The sequence below is a fragment of the Amycolatopsis sp. NPDC059021 genome (assembly GCF_042739895.1).
In the GTDB taxonomy this organism is placed as follows: Bacteria; Actinomycetota; Actinomycetes; order Mycobacteriales; family Pseudonocardiaceae; genus Amycolatopsis.
This window is the reverse complement of the sequence record NZ_JBHYIQ010000112.1, coordinates 1-17,738: the sequence shown is the minus strand read 5'-3', so window position 1 is coordinate 17,738 and position 17,738 is coordinate 1. Positions and strand designations below refer to the sequence as shown.

Annotated in this window: 13 protein-coding genes; 10 read left to right on the top strand and 3 right to left on the bottom strand. The window is 71.2% G+C overall.

All coding sequences use genetic code 11. The features are described 5' to 3' along the window. Positions 1 to 54 precede the first annotated feature (54 nt). Positions 55 to 1,434 carry a glutamine synthetase gene (locus tag ACFWX1_RS40860; protein ID WP_378395250.1) on the bottom strand — a complete coding sequence of 460 codons (1,380 nt, stop codon included), beginning with the start codon at positions 1,432 to 1,434 and terminating at the stop codon, positions 55 to 57. A gap of 52 nt (positions 1,435 to 1,486) precedes the next feature. Here ACFWX1_RS40860 and ACFWX1_RS40855 point away from each other — a divergent pair, with 52 nt between their 5' ends. The 4 genes from ACFWX1_RS40855 to lgt all read left to right on the top strand — a co-directional run bounded on the left by ACFWX1_RS40855 (position 1,487) and on the right by lgt (position 6,467). After that, positions 1,487 to 2,938, top strand: coding sequence for an APC family permease (locus ACFWX1_RS40855; protein ID WP_378395249.1), 1,452 nt, complete (start codon positions 1,487 to 1,489; stop codon positions 2,936 to 2,938). Continuing rightward, complete coding sequence (locus ACFWX1_RS40850) at positions 2,935 to 4,074, top strand: amidohydrolase family protein (RefSeq protein WP_378395248.1); 1,140 nt, start codon at positions 2,935 to 2,937, stop codon at positions 4,072 to 4,074. The genes ACFWX1_RS40855 and ACFWX1_RS40850 overlap by 4 nt, the downstream gene beginning before the upstream one ends. A 76-nt stretch (positions 4,075 to 4,150) precedes the next feature. Further along, the gene (locus ACFWX1_RS40845; RefSeq protein ID WP_378395247.1) at positions 4,151 to 5,335 is read left to right on the top strand and encodes a M20 family metallopeptidase; all 1,185 of its coding nucleotides are present in this window, start codon (positions 4,151 to 4,153) and stop codon (positions 5,333 to 5,335) included. Between the two features lie 94 nt (positions 5,336 to 5,429). Then, positions 5,430 to 6,467, top strand: coding sequence for a prolipoprotein diacylglyceryl transferase (gene lgt / locus ACFWX1_RS40840; protein WP_378395246.1), 1,038 nt, complete (start codon positions 5,430 to 5,432; stop codon positions 6,465 to 6,467). A 544-nt stretch (positions 6,468 to 7,011) separates the two neighbouring features. On the opposite strand, the gene ACFWX1_RS40835 is transcribed toward lgt, so the two are convergent. Beyond that, the gene (locus ACFWX1_RS40835) at positions 7,012 to 7,734 is read right to left on the bottom strand and encodes a DUF305 domain-containing protein (RefSeq protein WP_378395245.1); all 723 of its coding nucleotides are present in this window, start codon (positions 7,732 to 7,734) and stop codon (positions 7,012 to 7,014) included. Beyond that, positions 7,731 to 8,540, bottom strand: a complete 810-nt coding sequence (locus ACFWX1_RS40830) for a DUF3105 domain-containing protein (RefSeq protein ID WP_378395266.1) — start codon at positions 8,538 to 8,540, stop codon at positions 7,731 to 7,733. The genes ACFWX1_RS40835 and ACFWX1_RS40830 overlap by 4 nt, the downstream gene beginning before the upstream one ends. A 207-nt stretch (positions 8,541 to 8,747) precedes the next feature. On the opposite strand from ACFWX1_RS40830, the gene argS reads away from it, so the two are divergent. From argS to rho, 6 genes are all read left to right on the top strand, one after another. Beyond that, on the top strand, positions 8,748 to 10,415 hold the full coding sequence (argS, locus tag ACFWX1_RS40825; RefSeq protein ID WP_378395244.1) for an arginine--tRNA ligase: 1,668 nt from the start codon (positions 8,748 to 8,750) through the stop codon (positions 10,413 to 10,415). Positions 10,416 to 10,419: 4 nt separating this feature from the next. Beyond that, the gene (gene lysA, locus ACFWX1_RS40820; protein WP_378395242.1) at positions 10,420 to 11,850 is read left to right on the top strand and encodes a diaminopimelate decarboxylase; all 1,431 of its coding nucleotides are present in this window, start codon (positions 10,420 to 10,422) and stop codon (positions 11,848 to 11,850) included. A gap of 3 nt (positions 11,851 to 11,853) precedes the next feature. Beyond that, positions 11,854 to 13,164 carry a homoserine dehydrogenase gene (locus tag ACFWX1_RS40815; protein WP_378395241.1) on the top strand — a complete coding sequence of 437 codons (1,311 nt, stop codon included), beginning with the start codon at positions 11,854 to 11,856 and terminating at the stop codon, positions 13,162 to 13,164. Continuing rightward, entirely contained in the window at positions 13,161 to 14,222 is a 1,062-nt protein-coding gene (gene thrC, locus ACFWX1_RS40810) for a threonine synthase (protein ID WP_378395240.1), read from the top strand. Before ACFWX1_RS40815 ends, thrC begins: the two co-directional genes overlap by 4 nt. Then, a complete protein-coding gene (thrB, locus tag ACFWX1_RS40805; protein WP_378395239.1) occupies positions 14,219 to 15,100 on the top strand; it encodes a homoserine kinase in 882 nt (293 codons plus the stop codon). The genes thrC and thrB overlap by 4 nt, the downstream gene beginning before the upstream one ends. Before the next feature lie 416 nt (positions 15,101 to 15,516). Continuing rightward, positions 15,517 to 17,478: a transcription termination factor Rho gene (rho, locus tag ACFWX1_RS40800; protein WP_378395238.1), complete on the top strand. Its 1,962-nt coding sequence runs from the start codon at positions 15,517 to 15,519 to the stop codon at positions 17,476 to 17,478. Positions 17,479 to 17,738: the final 260 nt, after the last annotated feature.

Here is a 17,738-nt window from a genome sequence, read left to right as displayed (position 1 = left end):
GATGAGAGGAAAGTCCCCTTCAGCACGTCCTACGCGACGAAAGTCCCCTTCAGCTCAGTGGATCCAGCGCATGGCGGCGGTGAGTTCCGCGGCGCCCGCGCCGGAGAATTCGGCGATCTCGGCGCGGCGGATGTCCATCAACGTCGTCGCGAGTTCGTCGCCGAAGCCGGCGCGTAGCGACTTGTCCGCTTCGAACGCCGCGACGGCCTCGGCCAAGGACGCGGGCAGCCGCGTGATCCCGCGAACCGCGCGTTCGTCGTCGGTGAGGGAAGCGGGGTCGACGTCCAGGGGGTCGGGGAGGCGGGCGTCGCCGGCGATCCCGGCCAGCCCGGCGAAGAGCAGCGCGGCGACGACCAGGTACGGGTTGGCGGTGAGGTCGAAGCATTTGACCTCGAGGTTCGCCGCGGTGTCCCGCTGCCCGGCGGCGCCGCGGATCATGCGCAGCGGCGCCTCCCGGTTTTCCAGGCCCCAGGCCAGGAACGCCCCGGTCCACAACTGCGGGGCGAGCCGCAGGTAGCTGAGCACGGACGGCGCCCCGATCGCCAGCAGCGCGGGCAGCCGGTCGAGGATGCCCGCGCCGAACGCCTCGGCGGCCGGGGTCAGCCCGAACGCGCGGTCACCACCGGCGCAGAGATTGCGTTCGCCCTCCCAGACGCTCAGGTGCACGTGGCCGCCGTTGCCGACGTCGTCCGGCGAAAACTTCGGTGAGAACGACGCGCGCAGGCCGAACTGGGCGCTGACCGCGCGGATCGTTTCGCGGACGAGCACCGAGGTGTCCGCCGCCCGCACCGGATCCGCCGCGGCCACCGACAGCTCGAACTGGCCGGGCGCGTACTCCGGATGGAGCTGCTCCACCTCCACACCCTGTTCGTCCAAAATGGACGCCAGAACGCGGAGATACTCGCCCTGCTGGGAAATCCTGGTGAAACCGTACGCGGGCCCGCTGGTGGCCGAGCGCGGATCGTCCGGGGCCGACTCGTCGGTCACGATCCATTCCAGCTCGAAGCTCGTCAACGCGGAGTAGCCGTGCTCCACCAGCCGTGCCGTCGCTGTGGCGGCGAGTGCCCTCGCGTCCTGCGGATGCGGGACGCCCTCCTGGTCGTACTTCAGCACCGGCGCCCACGCCCAGCCGGGACGGCACGCGAGTGCGGTGAGCGCGTCGAGATCGGGGTGCAGCCGGAGGTCGCCGACGGGGCCTCGCGAGTACGCGCCGGAGGTGATCTGATCCGTGCACAGGAAGAAGTCGAAGGAGTTCGACGCGCCGACGCCCCACGCCGTGGCCGCCGCCAGCTTCGCCACCGGGACGGCTTTTGCCCGCAGGACACCGCTGTTGTCCACGAACGTCAGCGCGACCAGGTCCACGCCTTCGCGCCGCAACCGGCCGGCGGCGGCTTCCCCGCGCGCCGCAAGTGCTGCCCGATCGAGCTGGCTCATCCCGTCCCCACCGTGTACGACTTGGAGATCTTCACGAAGCGAGGTGGGCATCGTGTCAGACATCGTGAAAGGCCGTCCAGCAGACCGTCCCGCATTACGCCGTTCGTTGTCGGTCTGGCAGGCCGTCGGGCTGTCGGTCGCCCTGATGGCGCCGAGCATGGCGGCCACCATCAACCCGCAGCAGACCGCGTCCGCCGCCGGACGCGCGGTGCCGCTCGCGTTCCTGCTCTCCGGGGCAGGTGTCCTCCTTGTCGCGTATGGGTTCGTGCGGCTGTGCCAGTACTACCGGCACGCCGGTTCGGTGTACGCCTTCGTCGGCGCGACGCTCGGCCCGCGTGCCGGCGTGGTCGCCGGTATCGGGTTGCTCGGCACGTACACGTTCTACGCCGTTGTGACGAGCTCCGCCGCGGGCACGCTCGGCACGGCTTTCCTCACCCATGCCGGTATCTGGCCGAATCCGCCGTCGTGGGGCCCGTTCGTGCTCACCGGCGTCGCGCTGCTCGGGGCGTGGCTGCTGGCGGTGGTGCCCGCCCGGCGCGGCACCAGCACGCTGCTCGTCGTCGAAGGCGCGACGATCGCGGTGATCCTGGTGGTGACCGTGGTCATCGCGGTCCGGCTGATCGCGGGGTCCGCGCCGGGCGGCGGCCGGTTCACGCTCGACGTCTTCACCTACACCTCCGGCACGGGACTGTCCGGGGTGTTCCTCGGCGCGGTGTTCGGCTTCCTGTCCTTCGCCGGTTTCGAGGCCGCCGCGACGCTGGGCGAGGAAACCCGGGACCCGCGTCGCGACATCCCGCGCGCGATCCTCGGGACCGCACTGTTCGGCGGCGTGTACTTCGTCGTGGTCACCGCTGTCGAAATGATGGCGTTCGGTTCGGACGCGGCCGCGTTCCACGAATCGTCTTCGTTGCTCGGCGATCTCGGCAGCCGGTTCGTCGGCTCGTGGGTGGGTGACGTCATCAGCGCGGGTGCCGCGGTCAGCGCGTTCGGCTGCTGTCTCGCGTGCGTGGTCGGCGGCTCGCGGCTGCTGTTCGCGCTCGGCAGGGACGTGCGGGAGGGCCGGGGGATCGGCCGGACGTCGGCGCGGGGGACACCGGCGGTGGCGGCGACGGTGGTGACCGGGACGGCGGTACTGATCATCGTGGCGTGCGCGGTGCTCTTCGGCGCGACCGCGGCCGACACGTTCGCCTGGGCGGGTTCGATCGGGACGTTGATCCTGCTGGTGATCTACCTGCTCACCACAGTCGGTGCGATCCTGCTGCTGTTCGTGCGCGGGCGGATGCGGGTGCCGAGGTGGCAGCTGGTGGTCCCGCTGGGTGCGCTCGCGCTGCTCGGCTACACCGTCTACGTCACCGTGATCCCGTATCCGTCCGCCGGTCCGGCGCGCTGGTTCCCGGTCGTCGCGGCGGCGGTGCCGGCGGCCGCGGTGGTGATCGTGCTCGCCGCGCCCGCGTACGCCCGTAGGGTGGGGGAGAAACTGGCGGTGGCCGGAGGAGAGGAATGACGGAACTGCTTCCCTTCGTGGCGGATCTGCCGCTGGTGGATCACCACTGCCACGGCGTGATCACCCGCGAGCCGGACCGCGACGGGTTCGAGCGGATGCTCACCGAGGCCGACACCGTGTCGCCGCTGGGCACGAGCCTGTTCGACTCGCTGATCGGGCTCGCCGTGCGGGAACGCTGTGCGCCGGTGCTCGGCCTGCCGAAGCACGCTCCGGCCGACGACTACCTCGCCCGCCGCGCCGAATTGGGCGCGGTGGAGGTGAACCGGCGGTTCCTGCGCGGTACCGGCATCACGCGATTCCTGCTCGACGGCGGATTCCTGCCCGAAGCACTGACCACGACGGACGAATTCGCCGCACTGGCTGGTGCCCCCGCCGAGGACGTCGTCCGGCTGGAGCAGGTCGCCGAGGACGTCGTGCGCGCGGGCACCAGCGCCTCCGGGTTCGCCGCGGACTTCGGCGACGAGCTGGCGAAACGCACCGCGAACGCTGTCGGCGTCAAGTCGATCGCCGCTTACCGGGTCGGGCTGGAACTCTCCGGCGAGCGGCCGTCGCCCGGTGATGTCGCGGCGGCGGCCGGGCGCTGGCTCGCCCGTGTCGACGCAGGGGAGCCGGTCCGGCTCGCCGACGAGGCGCTGCACCGGCACCTGATCTGGTCCGGTGTGGACGCGAGGCTCCCGGTGCAGTTCCACGTCGGTTACGGCGATTCCGATGTGGACCTGCACCGTTGTGATCCGCTGCTGCTGACCGGGCTGCTGCGCGCCACGCGGCCCACCGGGGTGCCGATCCTGCTGCTGCACAATTATCCGTTCCACCGCAACGCCGCCTATCTCGCGCAGGTCTTCGAGCACGTGTTCGTCGACGCGGGACTGATCACGCACAACGCGGGCTTCCGCGCTCCCGCCGTGCTCGCGGAGATCCTGGAGCTGGTGCCGTTCGGCAAGCTGTTGTTCTCGACCGACGCGTTCGGGCTCGCCGAGTTGTACCATCTCGGCGCGGCCCTGTTCCGGCAAGGACTTTCGGACTTCCTGCGCGGCGCGCTCGCCGCGGACGCACTGTCCGAAGTGGACGCCGTCCGGCTGGCGAAGCTGGCCGGGCACGAGAACGCCGCGCGCGTGTACGGCTTGGAGAGGTCATGAGCGATGCTTGCGAGCGAATCATGGATATCATGCGCCAAAAGGAATTGAACACTGTCTCGCGAAGCGAGGCGATCGCATGAGTGAGCTGTGGGAGCGGTGGCAGCGGGCCATCGCCGACGAGCTTCCCGCGGCGATCGAGCTGCGGCACCGCGTCCACGCCGATCCGCGCGGTTCGGGCGACGAGGAGGACACCGCCCGCGTCGTCGCCGAGGCGCTGGGCGCCGGTGAAGGCATCCGGGTCGCGAAGACCGGGCGGGCGATCCCGTTGCCGGGCAAGGGCGACGGCCCCGCGGTGGCGTTGCGCGCGGAACTCGACGCGCTGCCCGTGCTCGAACGCACCGGCGTCGGCTGGGCCTCGGACTCCGAACTCATGCACGCGTGCGGCCACGACGTCCATCTGGCGGCGCTGGTCGCGGTGTGCCGCGCGGCCGTGCGGATCGGGGTGCCGCGGCCGATCCTCGCGGTGCTGCAACCGCGTGAGGAGACTTCGCCGTCCGGGGCGCTGGACGTCGTCGAATCCGGCGTGCTCGCCGAGTACGGGGTCGACGCGGTGATCGGTGCCCACGTGCAGCCGCGCCTGGCGAACGGCGTGGTCTCGGCCGTGCCGGGGCCGGTCAACGCCTCCACCGACGAGTTCGAGGTCGTGATGCACGGCCAGGGCGGGCACGCCGGGTACCCGCATCTGCTGCGTGATCCGATCCTCGCGCTGAGCCAGCTGGTGGTGAGCCTGCAGCAGCTCGCGAGCCGCCGGGTGGACCCGGTGTTCGGGGCCGTGTGCTCGATCGGCCGGATCCAGGCCGGGACCGCGGCGAACGTGGTGCCGAACCAGGCGAGCGCGTTCGGCTCGCTGCGGCTGATGCGGGCGCAGGACCGGGAACGCGCGCTGGACGGGCTGGGCGAGATCGTGCACGGGACCGCGCAAGCACACGGCTGCACCGCGGAACTGCGGGTCAGCCCGTGTGAACCGGTGTTGCACAACGATCCGGCGCTGGCCGTCGGCGCCCAGCGGTGGCTGGTGCGCGGACAGTCCGATGTGGACATCGATTTCCGGTCCTTCGGCGCCGACGACTTCGCCCACTACTGCACCGGCGGTGGCGACGAGGGCACCAGGGGGCTGATGATGTTCGTCGGCCTCGGGGACACCGCGGGCGCGCCGAGCCTGCACGACGAGCGGTTCCTGCCCGCCGACGACGCGGTCGCGCGGGTCGCGAACGCGTTGGTCGCGGGGTACCTCGCCGCGCTGGGGCCCGCCGGAGCGTGACCGCGGGTCACGGCTCGCTTCACCGGCGGTGAACACGCCGTGACCGTGGGCGGCTCCTGGACGGCCCCCACCCGGAACGCGCTACGGTGACCTCGTGTATTCCGCCTCGGCTCTCGTGCTCGCCACCATCCCCAGCCCCGACCGCGGCGTCTGGCACCTGGGGCCCATCCCGATCCGCGCATACGCGCTGTGCATCATCGCCGGCATCATCGTGGCGATCTGGTGGGGTGAGCGGCGCTGGGCGGCGCGCGGCGGCACGAAGGGCACGGTCGTCGACGTCGCCGTGTTCGCGGTGCCGTTCGGCCTGGTCGGCGGGCGGTTGTACCACGTCGTCACGGACAACCAGCTGTACTTCGGGCCGGGGAAGAACCCGCTCAACGCGCTGAAGATCTGGGACGGCGGCCTCGGCATCTGGGGCGCGGTCGCGCTCGGCGCGGTCGGCGCGCTGATCGCCTGCCGCCGCAAGGGGATCCCGCTGCCGGCGATGGCGGACGCGATCGCGCCGGGCATCGTCACCGCGCAGGCGATCGGGCGGCTCGGGAACTACTTCAACCAGGAGCTCTACGGCGCGCACACGACGCTGCCGTGGGGCCTGGAGATCTACCAGCGCTTCAACCCCGAGAACCCCGACGACCTGCTCAACGGCGTCGCGGTGGGGCACATCCCGCTGCCGGACAGCCCCGTGCACCCGACGTTCCTCTACGAGCTGATCTGGAACCTGGGCGTCGCGGCGCTGGTGGTCTGGGCCGACCGGCGGTTCAAGCTCGGCCACGGCCGCGCGTTCGCGCTGTACGTCGCCGGGTACACCGCCGGCCGCTGCTGGATCGAGCTGATGCGGACCGACAACGCCAACCACATCCTCGGCCTGCGGGTCAACGTGTGGACCTCGATCCTGCTGTTCGCCGGTGCCGTCGTGTACTTCGTCCTCGCCGCCCGGCGCGGCCCGCGCGAGGCGCCGGAGACCCTCGTCGGCAAGCAGCCCGGCGAGCCGCCCGTGCCCGCGCCGGAGCCGGGCACCGCTGAGCGGGAACACGCGGAAGTCAGCGCCGACAACGGGGACGCCGCGGCCCCCGGCGCGGCTCCGGGTACGTCCCCGGCCGGAGACGAGAAGAAACCCGACGCCCAGGGCTGACGGCCGATCGCCGGCCCCCGGTTCCTGTCGGTCCCTGCCCGTAGGCTGTCGGGTAGGGGGCCTCAGGGCGGGCTGAATCTTCCGTTCATTCCTTCGCAGGTCCACAAAGGACAGTGACGGCCGCTTCTTTTGCGAACCTCGATGCCCTGAAGGGGACCTTCACGGCGCTCAGTGCTGTGAAGGCCCCCTTCAGGGCGTTCGGCGGGGGTGGCACCCTGTGATGTCGCGGACGGAGCGTTCGCGACGCTCAGCGTCGCCAACGGAGCGTTCGCGACACGGACGTGGCGTTCGGCGGTGCGGGCTTGATGTCGCGGACGGCGCGTTCGCGACGTTCAGCGTCCTCAGTGGAGCGTTCGCGACATGGGCGTGGCGTTCGGCGGTGCGGGGCTTGATGTCGCGAACGGAGCGTACGAGACGCTCAACGTCCCGTACGCGTCGTTCAGGACATGACCAGGGCGCGCCGCACCGGCCGAAAGGCCGTGAAGGCCCCCTTCGCAGCGCTCACCGCTGTGAAGGAGGCCTTCACGGATCGGACGGCAGGGAATCAGGGGGCGGGCAGGGGATCGGCGCCGCGAGCCTTGAGCATCAGGGTCATCTGGTTCATCTCCGCGCCCTGCGAGGTGAGCATGCTCTGTGCCAGCGCCTTGACCGCGGGGAGCTGCGAGTGGTCGTAGCCGTACTGGGCCATGTCCGTGCCGCCCTGGTGATGCCGGAGCATCAGCTGCAGGAAGTCGACGTCGAGGGCCTTGCCGGTGAGGGTCTGCATCTTCGACAGCTCGGCCTCGGAAGCCATCCCCGGCATCGGCGCGCCGTTCGCGGGCTGCATGGACATCGGCGCGGAGCCGCCGTGGCCGTGGCCCATCGGCTCGGTCATCCACTTCATGTAGGCGCCGATGGCCTGCTCCGGCTGGCCCCACAGCATGAGCCAGCCCTTCATCCGGCCGATCTGCTCCAGCTGCGTGCTCTGGATGTCGAACGCGATCTGCCGGATCTCCGGGTCGGTCGAGTGGTCGCGGGCCCAGTTGGCCATGGTGACCGCCTGCAGGTGGTGCACCGACATGTCCTGCGCGAAGCCGACCTCGACCGAGCCCGCCTTCGGGGTCGCGGTGTCGTCCGAACCGTCGGAGAGGCGGGTGAGGAACATCCCGATGGTCGCGCCGATCAGCAGGACGGCCAGCATGGCCGCCCCGATGATCACCCAGCGTGACCAGCCGGGACGCTCCGGTGGCGCCTCGGGCCCGGCCGCGTGGCCGGCTTCGGTGCTCACTGCCCGGCCGGCTTCGAGGCGGGTGGCGGCTGGTTCATCCCGCCCGGCTGCTGCTCGCCCTGTGCGCCGGTGCTGCCCTTGTAGTCCATGGGCTTCGCGTCGGGGCCGGGCTTCGACGGGTCGAACGGGGGCGGGTTGTTCGGGTCGAACTGGCCGGGGCCGAGCGCGTCACACGAGGCGCCGATCTCCGGGTAGACCCCGTTCGGGTTCGTCCGCAGCGCCGCGACGAACTGGTCGATCCGCGGGTCGTCGGCGCTGTCCAGCTTGAGCTGGTGACCCCACGACTGCAGCGAGATCGGCTTGTCCAGGCCGGGGTAGGGCGACAGCATCATGAACGGCTTCTGCGCGACGCGGGCCCTCAGCAGGTCGTACGCCTCGCCCTTGACCTGGTCCGGGTTGTAGGTGATCCAGATCGCGCCGTGTTCCAGGCCGTGCACCATGTTCTCGTTGCGGACGGCGTTCGGGTAGACGACGCCGTTGCACGCCGCCCAGAAGCCGTCGTGCGGCCCGCCGAAGGGCGGGGTCTTGTCGTAGGCGACCCGCTCGGTGGGCAGGACGTGCACACTGCCGGTGTAGGTCGCGGTGGTGACGCCGGGGATGCGCTTGGACGGGTCCGGGTCCTGCGCGGACGGCGCGTAGGAGGCGGCTGCCGCCTCCCGGTCGGCCTGACCGCGTTTGGGCGCGGATTGCACCATGTAATAGGTGAACACCGAGGCCGCGAGCGCGACGACGGCGACCACCGCGATGATGGTGCCCCAAGGTGTGCCCTTCTTGGACACGACGGAAGTGCTCCGGGCCGCCTTCATCGCGTTCTTCGGCGTCCCCTTCTTCCTGGTTGTCCCGTTCGCCATGGCTCCCGCGTTCTCCTCCTGCGGCCCCGGACGGACCTGCCCCCGGCAAGTGTAGAGACCGCGCGTCTGATCACCGTGAACGCGTCGGCCGATCACGCAGGAGAGCCGGCGCCGCCGAGACCGCTGCGAGCGCCCGACCAGGGCACACCTAGAATTCCGCGAGTGACTCCCGCCGCTCTCGCCGACCTGGTCCGCAGCTCCGCCGTGCAGGTGCTCAGCGCCCGCGGTCTCGACACCGCCGTGCTGCCCGAGCAGGTGACCATCGAACGTCCCCGCAACCCCGAACACGGCGACTACGCGACCAACCTCGCGCTCCAGGTGGCCAAGAAGGCGGGCCTCAAGCCGCGTGACTTCGCCGAGGCGCTGGCCGAGGTCGTGGCCGCGGCCGACGGGGTCGACGCCGCCGAGGTCGCGGGCCCCGGCTTCCTGAACTTCCGCCTCGCCGCCGACGCGCAGGGCGAGCTCGTCCGCCAGGTGCTCACCGCCGGTGACGGCTACGGCCTCGGCGACGCGCTGGCCGGGCGCCGGATCAACCTGGAGTTCGTCTCGGCGAACCCCACCGGCCCCATCCACCTCGGCGGCACCCGCTGGGCCGCGGTCGGCGACGCGCTGGGCCGGGTGCTGGCCGCGCAGGGCGCCGACGTCACCCGGGAGTACTACTTCAACGACGCGGGCGCGCAGATCGACCGGTTCGTGCGGTCGCTGATCGCCGCCGCGAAGGGCGAGCCCGCCCCTGAGGACGGCTACGCCGGCGGGTACATCAGCGACATCGCCGCCGAGGTCATCAAGGCCTCGCCCGCCGCGCTGTCCCTGCCCGAGGCCGAGCGGCACGAGACCTTCCGCTCGATCGGCATCGAGCTGATGTTCGGCGAGATCAAGCAGAGCCTGCACGAGTTCGGCACCGACTTCGACGTCTACTTCCACGAGAACTCGCTGCACGAGTCCGGCGCGGTGGCCGCGGCGGTCCAGGAGCTGAAGGACTCCGGGAACCTCTACTTCGAAGACGGCGCCTGGTGGCTGAAGTCGAAGGAGTACGGCGACGACAAGGATCGCGTCGTCATCAAGCAGGACGGCAACCCGGCCTACATCGCGGGCGACCTCGCCTACTTCAAGGACAAGCGCAACCGCGGCTTCGACCTGTGCATCTACATGCTCGGCGCGGACCACCACGGCTACATCGCGCGGCTCAAGGCCGCCGCGGCGGCCTTCGGCGACGACCCGGCCACCGTCGAGGTGCTCATCGGCCAGATGGTGAACCTGGTCAGCGAGGGCAAGCCGGTGCGGATGTCCAAGCGCGCGGGCACCGTGATCACCATGGAGGACCTCGTCGAGGCCGTCGGCGTCGACCCGGCCCGCTACGAGCTGATCCGCTACTCCGTCGATTCCACTTTGGACGTCGACCTCGACCTGCTGCGCAAGCACTCCAACGACAACCCGGTCTACTACGTCCAGTACGCGCATGCGCGGCTGGCTTCCTTGCAGCGCAACGCGAACGAGCTGGGCCTGAAGACCGAAACGTCCATAGAGGACACTATCGACCTCGGCCTGCTGACCCTGCCCGCCGAGGGCGAGCTGATCCGCACGCTCGGCGAGTTCCCGGCGACCGTGCGCCGGGCGGCGGAGATGCGCGAGCCGCACCGCGTCGCCCGGTACCTCGAAGAGCTCGCCGGCGCCTACCACAAGTGGAACGCGGTCGGCCGGGTGCTGCCCAGGGGCGACGAGGAGGCGACTCCGCTCACCTACGCCCGGCTCGCGTTGAGCGCGGCCACTCGCCAGGTGCTGGCGAACGGCCTGTCCCTGCTCGGTGTCTCCGCTCCGGAACGGATGTAATCGCATGGCTCACCCCGCGGGCCCCCGCCACGCCGACGTCTACCCGCACGCCGACGCCTCCGGGTTCCCGCCCGCGAGCGCCGACGAACTCGACCGCCTCTACCCGAAGGTGTGGCCCCGCAACACCTACCGCGCGCCCGACGGCGTCGTGCGGATCGCCGGGGTCGACGTCCGCGAGCTGGCCGAAACCTATGGCACGCCGCTGTTCGTGGTCGACGAGGCGGACTTCAAATCCCGCTGCGCCGACTACGCCGAGGCGTTCGACGACCCGTCGCTGGTGCACTACGCGTCCAAGGCGTTCCTGTCCATCGAGATCGCCCGCTGGGTGGCTGAACAGGGCCTGAGCCTGGACGTCTGCAGCGGCGGCGAGCTGGCCGTGGCGCAGCGGGCGGACTTCCCGGCCGAGCGGATCACCTTCCACGGCAACAACAAGTCGGTCGCCGAGCTGGAGGAGGCTGTCCGGGCCGGGGTCGGCACCGTGGTCGTGGACTCCTACTACGAGATCGCCCGGCTCGCCGATGTCGCGGCGCGGCTCGACGTCGTGCAGAAGGTGCTGATCCGGGTCACGGTCGGCGTCGAGGCACACACGCACGAGTTCATCGCGACCGCGCACGAGGACCAGAAGTTCGGCTTCTCGCTGGCGTCCGGGGACGCGGCCGAAGCGGTGCGGCGGGTGCTCAACGCGCCCTCGCTCAAGCTGATCGGCCTGCACAGCCACATCGGCTCGCAGATCTTCGACGCCGACGGCTTCGAGGTCGCCGCGCGGCGCGTCGTGGGCCTGCTGGCCGAGCTGGCCAAGGAGCACGGCACCGAGCTGCTCGAGCAGCTGTCCGTGGTGGACCTCGGCGGCGGGTTCGGCATCGCCTACACCGACAAGGACAATCCGCCGCCGCCCGCGCAGATGATCACCCAGATCCGGGAGATCGTGCGCAAGGAGTGCGAGTACGCGGGCATGCCGGTGCCGCGCATCGCGGGCGAGCCCGGCCGCGCGATCGCCGGTCCCGGCACGATCACGCTGTACGAGGTCGGCACCATCAAGGACGTCGCGCTCGGCGACAACGCCGCGCGCCGCTACGTCAGCGTCGACGGCGGGATGAGCGACAACATCCGCACCGCGCTCTACGACGCGGTCTACGACTGCCGCCTGGTTTCCCGCTCCGCGGCGGACGGGGACGAGCCGGTCGCGGCGACTTTGTCCCGGGTCGTGGGAAAACACTGTGAATCCGGCGACATCGTGGTCCGCGACTGCTGGCTGCCCGACACCCTGGCACCCGGCGACCTGCTCGCCGTCGCGGCGACCGGCGCGTACTGCTACTCGATGGCCAGTGGCTACAACCGGCAGCCGCGCCCGGCGGTGGTCGCCGTGCGCAACGGCAGCGCACGGGTGCTGCTGCGGCGGGAGACGACCGACGACATGCTGCGCCTGGAGGTTTAAACGGTGTCCACAGTAGACGGTCGCGCGATCAGGGTCGCCCTGCTCGGCTGCGGCACGGTCGGTGGCGAGGTGGTGCGGATCCTCGCCGAGCAGGGCGAGGAACTGGCCGCGCGGGCCGGCGCGCCGGTCGAGCTGGCCGGGATCGCGGTGCGCAGGCCGGACAAGCACCCCGAGCTGCCGCCGGAGCTGCTCACCGCGGACGCGGCCGAGCTGGTCACCCGCGACGACGTCGACGTCGTGGTCGAGCTGGTCGGCGGGATCGAGCCGGTACGCGGCTGGCTGCTCGCGGCGCTGGCGGCCGGGAAGTCCGTGGTCACCGCGAACAAGGCGCTGCTGGCCGAGCACTCCGGGGAGCTGTTCGCCGCCGCCGACGCGTCGGGGGCCGACCTGTACTTCGAGGCGGCCGTCGCCGGTGCCATCCCGCTGCTGCGCCCGTTGCGCGAATCCCTTGCGGGGGACCGGATAACCCGCGTCATGGGCATCGTCAACGGCACCACGAACTACATCCTCTCCGCGATGGACGCCACCGGCGCGGGGTACTCCGAGACCCTCGACGAGGCGAGCAGGCTCGGGTACGCCGAGGCCGACCCGACAGCCGACGTCGACGGCTACGACGCCGCGTCGAAGGCCGCGATCCTTGCCTCGCTCGCCTTCCACACCCGGGTGACCGCCTCCGACGTGCACCGCGAGGGCATCGCCGACGTCACCGCCGCGGACCTCGCCGCCGCGCGGATACTGGGCCGCACCGTCAAACTGCTGGCGATCTGCGAGCGCGTCACCGACGACAACGGCGTCGAATCCGTGTCGGCCCGCGTGCATCCGGTGATGATCCCGCGCAGTCACCAGCTGGCCGGGGTCGGCGGCGCGTTCAACGCCGTCTACGTCGAGGCCGACGCGGCGGGCGAGCTGATGTTCTACGGACAGGGCGCCGGGGGCGCGCCGACCGCGAGCGCCGTGCTCGGCGATCTCGTCGCGGTGGCACGCAACCGCGTCGCGGGCGGGCGCGGTCCGCGCGAGTCGGCACACGCGGCGCTGCCGGTGCGGCCGATGGGGCAGACCCCGACGCGGTACCACGTCAGCCTTTCGGTGGCCGACCGCGCGGGAGTGCTCGCCCAGGTGGCGCAGGCGTTCGCCGGGCACGGGGTCAGCATCGCGGCGGTGCGCCAGCGCGACGCCGACGACCGGGCCAGCCTGGTCGTGGTGACGCACCTGGCGCCGGACGCGGCACTACAGTCCACAGTGGACGAGATCGGGAAGCTGGACGTGGTGCACGACGTCGTCAGCGTGATGCGGGTGGAAGGCGAAGACACATGATTTCTCAGGCGTGGCCCGGAATCATCGAGGCGTATCCCGATCGGATCCCCGTTCCCGCCGGGGCGAAGGTGATCACCCTCGGCGAGGGCAACACCCCGCTGCTGCCCGCGGCGCACCTGTCCGGGCTGACCGGCTGCACGGTCTACCTCAAGGTCGAGGGCGTCAATCCGACCGGTTCGTTCAAGGACCGCGGGATGACCGTCGCGATCACCCACGCGCTCGCCAGCGGGCTCAAGGCCGTCATCTGCGCCTCGACCGGCAACACCTCGGCCTCGGCCGCCGCGTACGCCGCGCGGGCCGGGCTCACCTGCGCGGTGCTCGTCCCGCAGGGCAAGATCGCGATGGGCAAGCTCGCGCAGGCCGTCCTGCACGGTGCCCGGATCCTCCAGGTGGACGGCAACTTCGACGACTGCCTCGAACTCGCCCGCAAGACCGCGGCCGACTACCCGGTGACGCTGGTCAACTCGGTGAACCCGGTGCGGATCGCCGGCCAGAAGTCGGCGGCGTTCGAGGTGTGCGACGTGCTCGGCACGGCGCCGGACATCCACTGCCTCCCGGTGGGCAACGCGGGCAATATCACCGCCTACTGGGCGGGCTACGCCGAGTACGCCGCCGACGGTGTGGTGAAGAACACCCCGCGGATGTTCGGTTTCCAGGCCGCGGGCGCCGCGCCGCTGGTGCACGGCGAGCCGGTCGCCGACCCGGACACGATCGCGACCGCGATCCGCATCGGCAGCCCGGCCTCGTGGGACGGCGCGGTCAAGGCCAAGGAGGCCTCCGGCGGGCTCTTCGAGGCCATCACCGACGCGAAGATCCTCGAGGCGTACCGCCTTCTCGCCAGCAAGGAAGGCGTATTCGTCGAGCCGGCTTCGGCGACGTCGGTCGCCGGGCTGCTCGCGACCGCCGCCGACGGACGGCTGCCGAAGGGCTCGACCGTCGTCTGCACGGTGACCGGCCACGGCCTCAAGGACCCCGCCACGGCCCTGGAAGGCAACGTCGAGGTCGAGCCGCTCGCCGTCGACCCCTCCGCCGTGGCGGCGGCGCTGGACCTCTCGTGACCGCGTTCCGCGTCACGGTCCCGGCGTCCACGGCGAATCTCGGCCCCGGTTTCGACGCGCTGGGCCTGGCACTGGCGCGCTACGACGTCGTCGAGGTCCGGGTCGCCGACAGCGGCCTCAAGGTCGAGGTCATCGATGCGGGTGCCGGTGGCGTGGACGACGTCCCGACCGATGAGACGCACCTGGTCGTGCGGGCCATCCGGCGGGCCTGCGCGCATCTGGGCGTCGAGGTGCCGGGGCTGCATCTGCGCTGCGTCAACGCGATTCCGCACGCCCGCGGCCTCGGTTCCTCGGCGGCGGCGGTCGTCTCGGGCATCGCGGCGGGCTACGCGCTCGCGGATCGCCCGCTCGACGACGACGCGCTGCAACTGGCGGCGGAGTTCGAGGGACACGCGGACAACGCGGCGGCGAGCCTGCTGGGCGGGCTGGTGATCGCGTGGTCGGAAAGTGACCGATTCCACGCCGAGCGGCTCACCCCCGCCCCGGAAATCCGCCCGGTGCTGGCGGTCCCGCCGACCCGCTCGTCGACGGAAGCCACGCGCGGCCTGCTGCCGGCCCACGTCCCGCTCGCCGACGCCGCGCACAACGCGGGCCGCGCCGCGCTCGCGGTGCGCGCGCTCACCGAGCGTCCGGACCTGCTGCTGGCCGCCACCGAGGACCGGCTGCACCAGGAGTACCGGGCCCCGGCGTACCCGGCCAGCGCCCAGCTGGTGCGTACGCTGCGTGCCCACGGCGTGCCCGCCACGATTTCCGGCGCCGGTCCCACCGTGCTCGCGCTGACCACGACGGGAATATTGCCGCCGTCGGTCGGCGTTGACGGTTTCGACGTCGCCGAACTGGGCGTGGACCTCGCCGGTGTGCAGGTTGCGGCTCTGTAAAGCCTCGGTCACGTGAGTGCCCGGGAACCCCGCCACGCGGGGGGTGGTTGTTGCACCCGGCGAGGGTGCGGTCTACCCTCGGGGGCGTTCGATCACCGTGCGTTTCCGCACCCGATGCCGGTCATGGGGAGCCTCGAAGCCTCCCGGAGCCGCATCCTTCGTCGATCCGCCAGATCCGCACCGCCTGGCTAGCGGGGTAGCGGAGTGACGCAGGCGGGTTTCCGGTCTCGGCGGTGCCGAATTCCGCATCCTTCGTTAGGAGGAGGCAAACCCCTGTGCTGGCTGGCTGCCCGCCGTGTTCCGCACGGCTAGGCTGCGACTCGCCCGCATCGGGGACAGAACGCCGTTTCGCAATCGGACGCGGGCGGTGGTCCGCTGATCCACCTGGAGGCGTGGATCGGTCAGGAAGGACATGTGTGAGCAACACCGATCTTTTGAGCGGAGACGTGGACAGTCAGACCCCGGCCGCCGCGTCCAATGGCACCGAGTCGAACGGGACTGCCACCGCTCCCAAGCGCCGGACCGGGGGTTTGTCCGGCATGGTCATCGCCGAGCTGCGCCAGCTGGCTGGTGAACTGGGCGTCGGTGAGACCGCGGGTATGCGCAAGGGCGACCTGATCGCCGCGATCCGTGAGCGTCAGGGCAAGACCAAGCGCCGCAGCAGCGCCGCCGCCGGTAGCCAGACGTTGCCGCTGGAGGGTGTCGGCGAGGCGAAGAAGCCGGAGCCGAAGGCCGAGGCCACGCAGGCGGAGGCACCCAAGGTGGAGACCAAGGCCGAGCCCGCCAAGAGCGAGCCCGTGAAGGCCGAGGCGCCGCGACAGGCGTCAGAGGACGCGCAGCCCGCCCGGGAGACCGAGCGCCCCGCGCAGGACAAGCAGGACGCCCAGCCCGCGGGCGAAGGCCAGGAGCAGGGCGGTGAGGGCGGCCGCAGCAGGCGCCGCCGCGGTGGCGCGAACCGCTCCGCCGGGCAGGACGGCCAGGGCGGCAACCGCCAAGGTGGCAACCGGGACGGGAACCGCGACGGCGGCAACCGCGATGGTGGCAACCGGGACGGCGGCGGCAACCGGGGCGGCCAGGACCAGCGCCAGCGCAACCAGCAGGACGGCAACCGCGCCCAGCCGGACGACGACGAGGAAGGCGGCCGTCGCGGGCGGCGCTTCCGCGACCGCCGGCGCCGGGGCAGCGGCGGCGGCCGCGGGGAAGGCGGCTCGCCGGACACCGAGATCCGCGAGGACGACGTCCTGCTGCCCGTCGCGGGCATCCTCGACGTGCTGGACAACTACGCGTTCGTGCGGACTTCCGGCTACCTCGCCGGCCCGAACGACGTGTACGTCTCGCTTTCGCTGGTGCGCAAGTACGGCCTGCGCCGCGGTGACGCGATCACCGGTGTCGTGCGCCAGCCCCGCGAGGGCGAGCAGCAGCGGCAGAAGTTCAACCCGCTGGTGCGCGTCGACTCGATCAACGGCCTGGAGCCGGACGAGGCCAAGCGCCGTCCCGACTTCACCAAGCTGACCCCGCTGTACCCGAACGAGCGACTGCGGCTCGAGACCGACCCGCACAAGCTCACCACCCGCGTCATCGACCTGGTGATGCCGGTCGGCAAGGGGCAGCGCGCGCTGATCGTGTCGCCGCCGAAGGCCGGTAAGACCACGATCATGCAGGACATCGCGAACGCGATCGCGACGAACAACCCCGAGTGCCACCTGATGGTCGTGCTCGTGGACGAGCGTCCCGAAGAGGTCACCGACATGCAGCGGTCGGTGAAGGGCGAGGTCATCGCCTCCACCTTCGACCGCCCGCCGTCCGATCACACCTCGGTCGCCGAGCTGTCCATCGAGCGGGCCAAGCGCCTGGTCGAGATGGGCCACGACGTCGTCGTGCTGCTCGACTCGATCACCCGCCTCGGCCGTGCCTACAACCTGGCGGCCCCGGCGTCCGGCCGGATCCTGTCCGGTGGTGTCGACTCGACCGCGCTGTACCCGCCGAAGCGGTTCCTCGGCGCGGCGCGCAACATCGAGAACGGCGGCTCGCTGACCATCTTCGCCACCGCGATGGTGGAGACCGGGTCGACGATGGACACGGTCATCTTCGAGGAGTTCAAGGGCACCGGTAACGCGGAGCTCAAGCTGGACCGGAAGATCGCCGAGCGCCGGGTGTTCCCCGCGGTCGACGTCAACCCGTCCGGTACCCGCAAGGACGAGCTGCTGCTCTCGCCGGACGAGCTCGCGGTCACGGTGAAGCTGAACCGCGTGCTCACCGCGCTGGACTCGCAGCAGGCCATCGACCTGCTGATCTCGCGGCTGCGCAAGACGAAGACCAACATCGAGTTCCTGATGCAGGTCTCGAAGACCGCCCTCGGCTCGTCCGACGACGACTGAGCTTTCCGGTCTGTCCGTGAAGGCCTCCTTCACAGCGCTCGACGCTGGGAAGGGGGCCTTCACTGCTTTGAGGTGCACGGGGTGTCCGCGGGTGCCCTTCACGTCTCGGCGCCCGAATGTGGAACTCGGCGTCGCGAATGGGGAACTCGGGCACGCGAATGTGGGACTCGCCGGGAGCGGGGACTATCGGCGAGTGCCACATTCAGGGGGCCGAGTTGCACGCTCGCGGCAAGGCCGGCCAATTCCGGTTGTGGCCCCGT